Source organism: Hylemonella sp. GW821-FHT10B10, assembly GCF_059415585.1.
This window is the reverse complement of the sequence record NZ_JBWKNN010000002.1, coordinates 561,811-574,022: the sequence shown is the minus strand read 5'-3', so window position 1 is coordinate 574,022 and position 12,212 is coordinate 561,811. Positions and strand designations below refer to the sequence as shown.

Genomic DNA, 12,212 nt, shown 5'->3' with positions numbered 1-12,212 from the left:
GGGTGTGGGGGCGTCAATCGACGAGACGTCGCCGCAGGGCGGCACAGGGTTTTTCGACGAGCTTGTAGATCAACCAGGAGATGGCGACCGAGATGGCCAGGGAGAGCAGGCCGCGCGCGAGGATCGACTCCACGTGCAGCAGGTCGCGCACCATGAAAAGGACACCAAGGTGGACGAGGTAGAGCGAATAGGAGAGCGCGCCGAGGAAGACCAGCGGTTTCGAATTGAGCCATCTGAAGAGGGGCCACTGCGGGAAGCGGATGGCCGCAGTGAACAGGAGCAGGAAAGCCAGACCCTGAAGGGTGTAGCGCGCCGTCTCGCGGAAAGCCTCGTTGCGGATCAGCAGGCTGGCCAGCAGGGTGGCGAGCCCGAGGGGGACGAGCAGCCAGGCCCAGACCTTCGGGCTGCCGCGCGGTGCGTCGAGCATGGGGTTGGCGACGATGGCCAGCAGCGCCCCGAAGAGGATCGAGTCCATGCGGGTGTCGCTGCCCATGTAAGTCCGATCGGATGGCGCGCCCATTCCCAATACCAGGACCAGTCGCCAGACCAGGGCTGCGGTGCACAGCAGGGCGAGCACCGTTGCCTGTCTCGCGGGAGAGAGGCCCCGCTTCTGCAGGTAGATGTAGAGGAAGGGGAACACCAGATAGAAATGTTCTTCGATCGCCAGCGACCAGTAGACGCCCGTACCTGTGTACTCGGGGAAGCCTGTGTAGCCCCGGTCGATGATGTAGAAGTTGGTGACATGCAGGGTCTGGGCCAGCAGGGCCTGCATATTGGCTGAACTGAAGGAGCCGGACAGCGCCGGCAGGGCGTAGGCGAAGGCGAGCACCAGGTAGAAGGGCGGCAGGATCCTCAGTGAACGCCGCAGCCAGAAGTGCTTGAGGCTCACGCGGCCGTTGCGCTCGTGCTCCATCCTCATCAGGGTGGTGATCAGGTAGCCGCTGAGGAAGAAGAAGGCGGTGACGCCCAGCCCGCCCGGGACCAGATTTTCCAGGCCGCTGTGCGCGACAAAGACCAGCAGAAAGCTCAGCGCGCGGATACCGTCCAGGGAGGGGATGTGCAGCGAGGGTGCTCCCGTCCGACCCTGCCTGGTTTCAGCGGAGGAGGATGTTTTTTCGGCAGAGACGTTGACGCCTTCGGGTTGCAGGGTCTCCTGGCGGCTCATCGGACGAACTCCGACAGCAGCTTGACGTAGGCCGACTGGTAATAGATGCCTGTCTCATTGAAGGTCCAGGCCGCGATACGGGTGTCGTTGGAAACCAGGAACGCCTTCTGGGGCGGCTGGCCACGCGGCGGGCGCGCCGATGCGGGTACGCCGTCTTCAGCGACCCTGGCGTTCGCACCCCCCGTCACATACCCAGGGGCCGGTCCGCAGGCGGACCCGGTGACGGAATCCCACTTCGTGCCCGCGGCGAACCAGACATGAAGCAGCTGGTCGAGCGAGCGTGTGGCCCCGGCCTGGCGCATATTGCTGAGCATCACGAGGCCCTGGGGGTTGACGCCGTGGAAGTAGTGCAAGGTCTCCAGCGCCCGCTGACGCAGTGACCGTTCGTCCTCCGCGTCGGGCATGCTGTGCCTGGCCGCCTGAAGATTCACATTGCCGTAGTTCGCGCGTGGCTGCAGACTGCCCCAGTGGTACTGGGGATCGTGCAGGAAGGAACGGTACAGATCGTGGCGAGGCTCGAACCGGAAGACGCCATTGCCTCCTGCGATCGCACGCCGGAGGTCCGAGAGGATGCGCTGGCGAAACTCGGACGGGATGCCGTCCAGGCGCGTGAAGAACAGCAGGGCCTCGCCCTGTTCTTCGTTGTAACGACCCCAGCCTATGTCACGGTAAGGTTGCAGGTCCCGGTAGTGGTCGCGGACGTAGTTCCGATAGCTCTCCTCGCCTGTGATGGCAAAGAGATAGATGGCCGCCTGGGCAGCGAGGCCCCGCTGTTCCGCCTCGGTCCGGTCGGCATCCCCCGACTTCACCACGCGCAGGTCGCAGTCGGTCTGAAGGCGGGGAGCGGAGATAAAGCGGGCCCAGGCAGAGCGGGCCCGCGCCTGGAGATCCGAGGCCTCGGCCTGCAGGCCGGGATGTTTGCGGAACACATGGGCGGCGTGCGCCATCATGCCGGCTCCGGCGATCGTGGACGAGGTGCATTCCGGCACGTAGAAACGTGCGCCCGAGTCCTTGCTCGGAGCGCCAACACCCGGGTACTTGATGGCGCCGACCTTGAGCGCCAGGCCGCCGTGCTCGAACTGCATGCGCTTGACCCAGTCCGTTTCCCAGCGGACTTCGTCCAGCAGGTCGGGGATGCCGTTGCCCGACTCCGGCAGGCCGAAGTCGTCGGTGAACACAGCGGGCGAATTTTCGAAGGCCAGGAGCAGCTGGTGCACCGCGGGTGCGGCAAAGGTCACGTACTTGTTCGTGTCGCCGGCGTCGAACCAACCCCCGCGCATGTCCCGGACCTTGGCGGGGTTGTCGCGATCCGTCACGTCGTGTGCCTGTGACTCCTGGCCAGGGCCCAGATAGGCCGCATCGTCCGCCCAGCAGGCCTGGGCGTAGGGCTCGCGTTTCGCAAAACCGCTGCGCTGGTAGAAGTACATGCGGGTGGCGTCCCGCAGCGCCTTGCGGTAGACGTCGGGCGCAATCTCGAAAGGTGCAGACCTGGCATCGCGCTCCGTGTCGACCACTTCATAGCGGCCGGGTGCGCGGACCCCGGAAAAGTCGAACCACCAGCCCTTGTCACCCGACGATGGCTGGACCTTGCCCCTTTCCCAGGGCTCGGGTGCGCCGGTATGCACCACCTCCCCGGTGTCCAGCCTGCGAACCAGATAACGCGACCCTGGGTTGAAGACGTCGGCGGCGTCAAAGCCCTCGACGGGGCTGCGTATGACGGCGACCTTGGGGTCTTCCGGGCGGTAGCCGAACTGGTCTACAAGGATGTGGCTCAGACCCGGTGGGATGCTGGCAGGGGGAGAAGCCTGCGCGCGCGCGGCGGGGACAACCCGCAAAACCAGGAACGTCGCCGCCGCGAGCGCCAGCAGCGCTACAGCACCGAGTGCCATCCTCGTGAAGCCAGCGGGAATGTGACGGGCCATGGGGCGTTTTCCTGGGGAGGATGGTGGGGGTGGCGGCGTTCAGAACCGATGGGGGCCTGTCGTGGATCCGACTTCGAGGCCGGTGGACTGAAGGCCGATCCCGACCTTCGGTCCACCGCTGTGCGGGATCAGAACTGGTTCAGCACGCCTCCGAAGATTTCAGTCCTGGACCTTGCGAGGCTGTCCAGCATGGTCCGGGTGTCCCGGAAACTGTTGGACTTGGCGCGGTGCAAGGTCAGCGCGCGGCCGGTGACGGCCGAGATGATCTGCGTGTCGGAGTAGTCGTTGAAAGGCGGCGTATCGATGATGATGAAGTCGAAGATGCTGCGCATCGTGTCGATGGTCCGCTGGAAGCGCATGCTCGAGAACAGCTCCGTCGGGTTGTGACCGGTGTCCTCGCCCGCAGCCAGGACCGAGAGGGGCGGGAAGCCTTCAACGTTGCTGAGTCGGGGGGGCTCGCCGGTGGCGAGTGTCTGCGCGAGGCCTTCCTTGACTTCCGTGCCAAAGAGGCGGTGCTCGCGCGAGGAACGCAGATCGGCGTCGATCAGCAGGGTGGAGCGTCCCAGCTGGGCGAACGAGATGGCGAGCTCCGCCGCCAGCAGGGAACGTCCGTCGCCTGCCGAAGTGCTGACGACCGCGAAGGCGAGTGCGGCGGAGTTGTCGTAACCGTGGCGCAGCAGCAGCTCGGTACGCAGCTTGCGGATCAGTTCGCCATGGACACTGGGCAGGGAGCGCAGGGGCGGCTGGTCCGGATCGTAGGTGACGTTCTTGACCAGGGACATCGAGAACGCGGCATCTTCGACGTCATCGTCGTCCTGGGTATGCCCGGGTTCACGACGTGCCCCTGGGTCGCGGCCGTTGCCGTCCGCATCGTGTTGCGGGTCGACCCTCTCATCGTCGGGGCCGGGCGCTCCGGGCTCGGAAAAATTGTCGTTCATGTTCATATTCAAGCTCTGCCAACGGCCTGCAGTGAAGCGCCAGGAAGGTTCGGTAGTTCAAGGAGGATCGGGATGCGCATGTCGCGCTCTATGTCATCGCGGCAACGGATCTTGCGTCGCGGCAATTCGACCACGAAGGGCGCCAGCATGGCCAGCACCAGGCCAGCCAGGATGCCCGCGAGCATGTACTTGACGCGGTTGGGCTTGTCGGGTTTCACCGGAGGCCGCGCACGCGAGGCCATGCTGAGGTGCTGCGTGTTCCCGCGCGCGGCAAACTTCTCCTGGTCGTAACCGTCGAGCGCCTTGCGATACACCTGCTGGGCGGATTCAAGTTCGAGCTGGTACTTCGATGCCAGGTCCCGGTACTGCTTGACCTGCCGGACCTTGGCGCGCTGCGCGGTCACGGCCTTTTCAAGCGACTCGACTTCGCTGTTGGCGACGACGATGTCCGAGGTGGTTGCGGATGCGTAGGCGGTCTGTGTCGCGGCCTGCGAGGCCTTGTTCTCGTCGATCTGCGACTGCAGGGCCTGTACGTCCGGGTGGTTGGGCCCGTATTCCGTACGCAACTGGGCCATCTTGGCTGCGAGCTTGTTGCCTTCATCCCGCAGATTGGCCATGGCCGTCGAGGTGAGGATGGACGTCGTGAGCTCGCGCTTGCCGGCGCTCTTGGCCTGGTTGGTGCGCAGCCCGTTGCGTGCGTCCAGGAGACGGTGCTCGAGCGCATCGAGCAGTGCGAGCTCGACGTCGCCCTTGGAGTCGAAGTCGATCGGACCGGCACGGTCGCGCAGATCGGAGAGGACCTTCTGCGCGACCTCGACCTTGCGCTTGAGCGCAGCGAGACCCTCGCCGTAACGGATCACACGTCCCGCCGACGGGCCCGCCGTGTCCGAGGAATGGATTTCGAGGTAGGCGTCGATGACGGCATTGGCGATGTCCGCAGCCATGGCGGCGGTCGATGCAGAGGCGTGGACATAGATGAGCTGGCTGCCGGCACGGCCCTGCTCGATATCCAAGCTCTTGCGCAGCTTGGCCTCGACCCAGCCCAGGCGTGTTGCATCATCCGCCGGACTGCCGGAGGTGAACTCGTCAACCGAAGTCAGGGACAGCCTTTCGATGACCGCATCGAGCACAGAGTCGCCCTGCATCAGTTCTATCTGCGTCGGCAGGTAGCTGTTCTGGGCAGATTCGGCAAACTCTTTCGCCGCAAGCGGGTCCAGGGTGTTGAAGTGCACCATCAGCGTTGCGGTCGCCTTGTAGGTCTTGGTGGTGAACACCGACACCGCCGCGGCCGCGATGACGACCAGGACGAAGACCAGGGCCGCGACCTTCCAGTGCGCCTTCATGATGATCAGGAGCTGCTGGACCGAAAACGGCGGGCGGTCTTCTTCGGCCGGGGCTGGAGCGGACCAGACCTCACGGTTGTCGTGTACGGGTTGCGGCGCAACGTAGTTGGCGATTGCTTGTCTGTTTTCCATCTTCAATTGGACCGAGGAACTCGGCCACCTCTTGCGGTTGATGACGTTGCCTGAACTGTACGCTGGTAGTCTGTCTGTCTGCGACCAGCATGTGCGTTTAGTCCGGATTTCATGGGTGTTTCCTGCCGCCTAGCGCGGCGTCGTGCCAGCCTGGCGCAGTCGCAGGTCGGCAATGACGGCATGGTGGTCCGAGGTTCGGCTGGTGCCCACCCGCGCGCTGAGGGTGTCCAGGTCCGGTGAGACCAGGATGTGGTCGATGCGCAGGAAATCGATCTGTCGGTGCACGGCGTGCCCATAGGTGTAGCCCCAGCCATTGCCCGCCTCGGAAAAGGCGTCATTCAGCTCCAGGTCCAGCAGCTTGGTCAGCACGGGCGAGTCTTCCGGCGCGTTGAAGTCCCCCATGACCACCAGCGGCCTGGGCATGGAGACCAGCGCCTGCGCCAGGATGTCGGCCTGGAACATGCGTTCTTCAAGGTTGGCCGACCAGCCCAGGCTTCCCGCCCTCGGGGCGCCGCGGACCGCCATGAGTGAATAACGCGGGGACACAAAGTGTGCTGTGACGACGGTGAGCGGTGTGCCTCGTACCGACAGGGTGCAGCGCAGGAAATTGCGCGACCGTTCGCTGCGACTCAGGTCGCCCGCGCTGCATTGCTCGATGGGGAAACGGCTGGCGATGACATATTGCCCCAGCGCCATCACCTCGGGGTAGCCGAACATGGGTGGCATCCGGCGTAGCGTTGAACCAGGGCCATCTTCAGCGAACACGTCCGCATCCTGGAGCGCCACCACGTCCGCGTTGTGCGAGCGTATCTCGGCGGCCAGTGCCGCCATGCCGGCGCTGTCACGCTTGAGCTTGTAGGATTTGGTGTTGAAGGTCATCACGCGCAGGCCCTGGCCTGGTGCCTGGGGCGGTGAAGCCGGGTTCCAGCGCAGACCCATGTGGAAGGTGAGCACCAGGATCGGGTTGAGCAGGACCACGGCGACCAGCCACAGCGGTAGGCGCCAGAGCAGCAGGACCGCCAGCGCAGCGAGCGCCAGCAGCCAGAAGTAGGGGATGAAACGGGCCAGCTCGGCGACTGCGAGTGGCACGCCGGGCAGGACCTGCAGCATTGCAGCGATGTATCCGGGGACTACCAGCAACAGTGCAGCAGTCATGCGGAGTTTTCGGTTCATGGAACAGAGGTCCTGCGTTGAGTGGTGGCCATGGGTCCACGACCGTGGCAGTGTCGTGGAGGTCCACGGACACATTGCGTCGCGGGTCATGGCACGCTGCCGGACGCCTCCCTCGTCTGGAGTGCTTATATATGTATAGGCAACCCGGTACCGTCGGTATACTTTAAACGACTTGGTCCCGGCGCGGAACTGGCGTTGCGGAACTATTTGGCGTTTTTGCCGGTTTTGAGCCGCCAGGGTCTGGCCACACGGCCAGTACCCGTTCACACTTGCAGATTCACAGTATGAACAGACCCTAGTCCGATGGCCCAACGTCCGAGCCCAGATTTCCAGCGGCCTGTCTACGACATTGCGGGGCTGCCGTTTGACGCGATAGACATGGACGCGGCTGTGGGCGCCATCGTCCGCACCGTGGACAGTCGCACGCCCCTGTTCATCTCCACGCCCAACCTCAACTTCCTGGTTGCTTCCCAGCAGGACCGGGACTTCAGGGATTCGGTGTACCAGAGTGACATGTGCCTTGCTGACGGGATGCCCATCATCTGGCTGGCCCGCCTGCTCGGGGTTCCCATCCCCGGCCGTGTCGCCGGCTCGGACTTGTTCGAGGCGCTTTGCGCCCAGAATCGGCAGACGGTGAAGGTCTATTTCTTCGGCGGACCTGAGGGCGCCGCAAGACAGGCCGCGGAACGTGTCAATCACATGGCCGACGAGCGCCGCCAGCGGCAGCAGACGCCGGGTGTGGTCTGCGTCGGGTACGAGTCACCCGGGTTCGGCTCGATCGAGGACATGAGCCATCCCGATGTGATCCGGCGGATCAACGAAAGCGGTGCCGATTTCGTCGTCGTGGCGCTGGGCGCCCGCAAGGGGCAGGCGTGGATCCAGCACAACCGCGGCCGGCTGGAAGCCCCGGTGATTTCGCATCTCGGTGCCGTGGTCAACATGGCCGCTGGCTCAATCGCCAGGGCTCCCCGGTGGATGCGTTCCATCGGCCTGGAATGGATCTGGCGTATCAAGGAAGAACCGCAGCTCTGGCGGCGTTACGCGTCCGATGGGCTCGCCCTGCTCGGGATGCTGGTGACACGGATCCTGCCGGTCATGGCGTCACAGTGGGGTCACCGTCTGCTTGGTCGGCGTGGTCCTGCGTCGGGGCAGCTGGAATGCGCACCTGTCCAGGGCGCCTGTCGGATCGGGCTGCACGGTGTGTGGACCCGGGAAAATATCGGGGAGCTGCGCGCTCAGCTGCAGGCCTGTGCGGCCCGGGGCGAGCGTGTGACGGTGGACGCGCGAGGCGCGGCCTATCTGGATGCTGCCGTGCGAGGGCTGCTGGCCATCGTTCCCGCCTTCCGTTGATTTGTACCGGGAATCGGTTTCGCTGCCGCCTTGTCCCGAGTTTTAGGCCGTACACTTTGACCGTTACCCACAGGGCGCATGGCCGTTTTACCGAATGGAATCCCTCCTTATCGTCGCATTGGCTCTGCTCGCCGTTCCCGCGGTGCTGTCCTGCGCCTATCTGCTGGTCCTGACCCTGCTCTCAGCCCGCTTGCCGGTGCCGGCGCGGTCCTCGCGCCGTTTGCGTTTCGCCGTCATCGTCCCTGCGCATAACGAAGAATCGGGTATCGAACGCACGGTACGCAGTCTGCGCACGCTCGACTGGGACGCCGACCGCATGCGCATCTATGTCGTGGCCGACAACTGCACCGATCAGACCGCCGAGCGCGCGTCCGCTGCCGGCGCGCAGGTTCTGGTGCGGAATAACGCCGACCTGCGTGGCAAGGGCTATGCACTCGCGCATGCTTTCGATGCCTGTCTGGCCGAAGGTTGGGCCGAGGCCTTGGTCGTCATCGATGCGGACGCTGTGGTGTCGAGCAATCTGCTGGAGGCCTACGCAGCGCGGATCGAGCAGGGCGAGTGGGCGGTGCAGGCCCACTACGGCATCCTGAACCCCATGGAGTCCTGGCGCACCCGGCTCATCTCCGTTGCCAAGGGCGCCTTCCACATCGTCCGTTCGCGTGCCCGCGAGCGTTTGCGTGTGTCCTGCGGCATCCGGGGCAACGGATGGTGCGTCACGGCCGACCTCCTGCGCAAGGTTCCATATCAATCGTTCTCGCTGACCGAGGACCTCGAGTACGGCATCATCCTCGGCCGCAGCGGGTTCCGCGTGGCCTACGCCGATGAGGCCCACGCCAACGCGGACATGGTCACCTCCGCCGTGATCGCGCGCAAGCAGCGACAGCGCTGGGAGGCCGGGCGCATGGATCTGGTCCGCCGCTTCGCGCTCGATACCCTGGGGCGGGCGGTCCGGGCGAGGGATCGTGTGCAACTGGACCTGGCGCTGGACCTCATGGTGCTCCCCCTGTCTTACGTGGTGATCAACGTGCTGGCCCTGCTCGCGTGCGGGGTGGCGCTCTCCTGGTGGATGCCTGGGTTTATCGGCACCGCCTGGATCGGGCTGGCTTGCATGGTTGCCCTGCTCGTGCATGTGCTGCGGGGCTGGCAGCTCAGCGGCACGGGCATCCACGGCCTCACGGCGCTGTTCTACGTACCTGCCTATCTGGTCTGGAAGGTGGTCATCATGATGGGGCGCAAGACCTCGGAGTGGGTGCGTACCGAGCGCGAGGTGTCATGACGGGGAAGATGTCATGAGGCGTGGTGCGGCGGCCCGTCTGATGGGCAGCACGGTTCTGTCTCAGGCCTTTCTTTCGGCTGGGAGTTTTCTGGTGGCTTTTCTGCTGCTGCGTCAACTCGGGCCGGAGACCTATGGCTATTACGTGCTGGTCAGCGTCACGGTCATCCTGTTCGCCAGTCTGCAGGGCGCTTTCTTTCAGACGCCCCTTGTGCTGATGATGGCTCGCGCCAGCCCGGCGCAGCGGCCATCGCTGGTGGGTGGTGTTATGAGAGCACGCACGCGCCTGGTCTATGGGCTGGCCGCCGTCGTGCTAGGGCTCGATGTTCTGGCCTGGGCTGGCGGCCTGATTGCCGAGGAGCGTGCCCTGCTCGTGCTGGTGGCGGGGGTAACGACGGTGGCGGTTCTGCATCGGGAGTTCTGCAAGGGGGTGTTGCTGGTCCATCACCGTGCGGGTGACGTGCTGCGTGGAGACCTGGTTTATGCGGTGCTTCTTGTCGGGCTCTCGGTCGTTGCGACCCTCCTGCCGCGGCCCACGGTGTGGGCTGTGGCCGGCATGGGCCTGGCGGCGTTGGTCAGCGGGCAGCTGCTGGGCCGTGCGCTCTGGCGCTTCGAGGCCTGGGACCGCGCCGGCTCAGTGGATGCCGTCAAGCAACAGATATCCACCCAGGGTGGCTGGGCAGTGCTGGGTGCCGCGGTGCACTGGTCCTTCAGTCAGGGGTATACCTACCTGGTGGCTGCACTGCTCGATGTCCGGGCGGTGGCCGCAATCGCCGCGACACGGCTTCTGCTCACACCGATCAATCTGCTGTCCTCTGGTGTCACTCAGTCTGTCTACCCGCTTGTTTCACGTTGGCATGAGGAGGTCGGTCTGGGCGTGGTCCTGCGTCGCCTGCTCTGGATCACCGTCGTGTTGCTGGGCCTGGGTTTGCTTTATGCCGTAGGGGTCTGGTTGCTGCAGGGCTGGTTTTTTGAGGACGTCCTGAAGAAGGCCATTCTTGACCGCGATGCCTTGCTGCTGCTCTGGAGTGCGGTCTTCATCGTGATGCTGGTGCGGGACCAGATCTGCTGCTTCCTGGTGGTCCGGTCGAGGCTGCGCTCCATGAGCCAGTTCACTGTGGTCTGTTCGGTGTTCGCCTTGCTGGCCATCTGGTTCGCGGTTCCGCGCTGGGGTGCCGAGGGCGCAGTGGCCGGCATTCTGGCCGGTGAGACCCTGAATCTGCTGGGCATGCTGGCGCTGTCGTACCAAGAGGTCAGACGGGGCAGTCCGAAAGACCGTGTGGCGTCATGATCCATTCCGATTCGCCCCTGTACACGCCAGCGCCACGCAAGGATCGGCGTTTCTCCTGGCTGGCTGTTGTGGCCGTTTGGGTCATGTTCTATCTGATGGTCGTGCCATCGGACTTCGACTATGCCGGGGCTGGACTGGACGATGGCGGCAACCCCTGGACGCGGGCGCTGCTGACAGCCATATTGATGGCTGGATTGCTCGTGGTACTTGGAAAGTCCATGGCAACGTGGCGCCTCGTGCAGTCAGTCAATCCCTTCTTCTGGCTGCTCGTCGGCATGGCTGCGTTCAGTGTGGTCTGGTCGATCGACCCCGGGATGACTGCACGCCGTTTGTATCGGATGCTCGTCGAGTGCAGCGCGGCCATGATTCTGGCCGTCGCCGCCTGGGAGCGCCTGCGATTCCAGAACGTGGTGCGCCCCGCCATCACGGCGCTGCTCATCGGATCGATCATCTTCGGATTGGTGCGCCCAGACCTGGCGATCCATCAGGAAACTTCGCCGGAACTCTTCAACGCCTGGCATGGACTGGCTACCCAGAAAAATGTCTTTGGCGCGCTGGCTTCCTTCGGTGTGATCTTCTGGTTGCACGCCTGGATGAGCCGAACTGCATCGATACTTGCAGTGCTGGCCGGTGGGACCATCTCTGTGGCCTGTCTGATCCTGTCCCGCAGTTCGACATCGATCATTGCGACGATCTTTGCCTGCAGCGTCATGGCTCTGATGCTGAGGGCACCTGGCTCCATGCGCCGAAGCATGCCTTACGCGATCTTGCTCATCATCCTGACCATCACTCTGTACGCGCTGGCGATGCTCAAGGTGGTGCCGGGCCTGGACATCCTGCTGAAGCCGATCCCTGCGATCACGGGCAAGGACCTGACCTTCTCCGGCCGCAGCGAGATATGGAGCGCGGTCGTTACGCACATCCAGATCCGCCCTCTGATGGGGTCCGGTTACGGGGCATTCTGGAACGGCCCCATTCCGGGGACGGAGTCCTACTTCATCAAGTTCGCGCTCAATGGCTTCTACCCATCGTCGGCGCACAACGGCTACCTGGACATCATCAATGACCTCGGTGCCATTGGCTTCGTCTTGCTGGTCGGTTTCATCCTGCGTTATGGACGGGATGCCCTGCTGCTCTACCGGTTCGACCGGGCGCAGTCGGCCCTGTACGTTGCCTTCTTCATGCAACAGGCCATCGGAAATCTTTCGGAGTCCAGCTGGTTCAACGTCAAGGAGGTGCAGTTCGTCATCCTTGCCATGGCGACGTTCTCTCTGGCCCGAAGCTTGCATGAAGCACAGCGTGCGGCCAAGGCAGCACAGGCTGGGCGCACCACTTAGGGAGAGGCCTCGAACGTCTCTGCCCCTTGCTTGTGTGACGCGACGGTGACAGGGCCCCAATCCAGGGCTTGTACGGGAAACAGAACATGGATTCTGCGCACCCGGCTTGCGCTTGTGTTGCGCTTTTCGGTCCGTTCCCGTGGCCGGAGCTCTGAACGGGTTGACCTTGATCAACGTTTTCGGACTCCTGCGTTGCTGTTAGTCCGAATGGCCTATTGAGGAGTGGCGACAGACCGCTAGACTCCCTGAAAAGAAACATTTTTTACAAATACTTTCAATTCAGGGGCT

Annotated in this window: 9 protein-coding genes; 4 read left to right on the top strand and 5 right to left on the bottom strand. The window is 64.1% G+C overall.

Annotated features, from left to right (window positions below):
• Window positions 1–13: 13 nt before the first annotated feature.
• The 5 genes from AC07NT_RS12900 to AC07NT_RS12880 form a co-directional block, all read right to left on the bottom strand.
• Window positions 14–1,165 (bottom strand): acyltransferase family protein, encoded by a 1,152-nt coding sequence (locus tag AC07NT_RS12900; protein ID WP_498598642.1) that lies wholly within the window; start codon window positions 1,163–1,165, stop codon window positions 14–16.
• Entirely contained in the window at window positions 1,162–3,087 is a 1,926-nt protein-coding gene (locus AC07NT_RS12895; protein WP_498598643.1) for a glycoside hydrolase family 9 protein, read from the bottom strand. The genes AC07NT_RS12900 and AC07NT_RS12895 overlap by 4 nt, the downstream gene beginning before the upstream one ends.
• A gap of 128 nt (window positions 3,088–3,215) precedes the next feature.
• Window positions 3,216–4,025 (bottom strand): CpsD/CapB family tyrosine-protein kinase, encoded by an 810-nt coding sequence (locus tag AC07NT_RS12890; RefSeq protein ID WP_498598644.1) that lies wholly within the window; start codon window positions 4,023–4,025, stop codon window positions 3,216–3,218.
• 8 nt (window positions 4,026–4,033) lie between these two features.
• A complete protein-coding gene (locus AC07NT_RS12885) occupies window positions 4,034–5,500 on the bottom strand; it encodes a GumC family protein (protein WP_498598645.1) in 1,467 nt (488 codons plus the stop codon).
• A 129-nt stretch (window positions 5,501–5,629) separates the two neighbouring features.
• Window positions 5,630–6,673: an endonuclease/exonuclease/phosphatase family protein gene (locus AC07NT_RS12880; protein WP_498598646.1), complete on the bottom strand. Its 1,044-nt coding sequence runs from the start codon at window positions 6,671–6,673 to the stop codon at window positions 5,630–5,632.
• Between the two features lie 303 nt (window positions 6,674–6,976).
• Between AC07NT_RS12880 and AC07NT_RS12875 the strand changes: the two genes are divergently transcribed.
• The 4 genes from AC07NT_RS12875 to AC07NT_RS12860 all read left to right on the top strand — a co-directional run bounded on the left by AC07NT_RS12875 (window position 6,977) and on the right by AC07NT_RS12860 (window position 11,924).
• The gene (locus AC07NT_RS12875) at window positions 6,977–8,023 is read left to right on the top strand and encodes a WecB/TagA/CpsF family glycosyltransferase (protein WP_498598647.1); all 1,047 of its coding nucleotides are present in this window, start codon (window positions 6,977–6,979) and stop codon (window positions 8,021–8,023) included.
• 94 nt (window positions 8,024–8,117) lie between these two features.
• The gene (locus AC07NT_RS12870) at window positions 8,118–9,299 is read left to right on the top strand and encodes a glycosyltransferase family 2 protein (protein WP_498598648.1); all 1,182 of its coding nucleotides are present in this window, start codon (window positions 8,118–8,120) and stop codon (window positions 9,297–9,299) included.
• Window positions 9,300–9,312: 13 nt separating this feature from the next.
• A complete protein-coding gene (locus AC07NT_RS12865; RefSeq protein ID WP_498598649.1) occupies window positions 9,313–10,587 on the top strand; it encodes a lipopolysaccharide biosynthesis protein in 1,275 nt (424 codons plus the stop codon).
• Window positions 10,584–11,924 (top strand): O-antigen ligase family protein, encoded by a 1,341-nt coding sequence (locus AC07NT_RS12860; protein ID WP_498598650.1) that lies wholly within the window; start codon window positions 10,584–10,586, stop codon window positions 11,922–11,924. Before AC07NT_RS12865 ends, AC07NT_RS12860 begins: the two co-directional genes overlap by 4 nt.
• The last annotated feature ends 288 nt before the right edge of the window (window positions 11,925–12,212 follow it).

Excerpts from the sequence above, each read along its gene's own strand:
- AC07NT_RS12875 (WP_498598647.1), top strand. The coding sequence starts at position 6,977 with ATGGCCCAACGTCCGAGCCCAGATTTCCAGCGGCCTGTCTACGACATT.
- AC07NT_RS12860 (WP_498598650.1), top strand. The coding sequence starts at position 10,584 with ATGATCCATTCCGATTCGCCCCTGTACACGCCAGCGCCACGCAAGGAT.
- AC07NT_RS12885 (WP_498598645.1), bottom strand. The coding sequence starts at position 5,500 with ATGGAAAACAGACAAGCAATCGCCAACTACGTTGCGCCGCAACCCGTA.
- AC07NT_RS12895 (WP_498598643.1), bottom strand. The coding sequence starts at position 3,087 with ATGGCCCGTCACATTCCCGCTGGCTTCACGAGGATGGCACTCGGTGCT.
- AC07NT_RS12900 (WP_498598642.1), bottom strand. The coding sequence starts at position 1,165 with ATGAGCCGCCAGGAGACCCTGCAACCCGAAGGCGTCAACGTCTCTGCC.
- AC07NT_RS12870 (WP_498598648.1), top strand. The coding sequence starts at position 8,118 with ATGGAATCCCTCCTTATCGTCGCATTGGCTCTGCTCGCCGTTCCCGCG.
- AC07NT_RS12890 (WP_498598644.1), bottom strand. The coding sequence starts at position 4,025 with ATGAACGACAATTTTTCCGAGCCCGGAGCGCCCGGCCCCGACGATGAG.
- AC07NT_RS12865 (WP_498598649.1), top strand. The coding sequence starts at position 9,313 with ATGAGGCGTGGTGCGGCGGCCCGTCTGATGGGCAGCACGGTTCTGTCT.
- AC07NT_RS12880 (WP_498598646.1), bottom strand. The coding sequence starts at position 6,673 with ATGAACCGAAAACTCCGCATGACTGCTGCACTGTTGCTGGTAGTCCCC.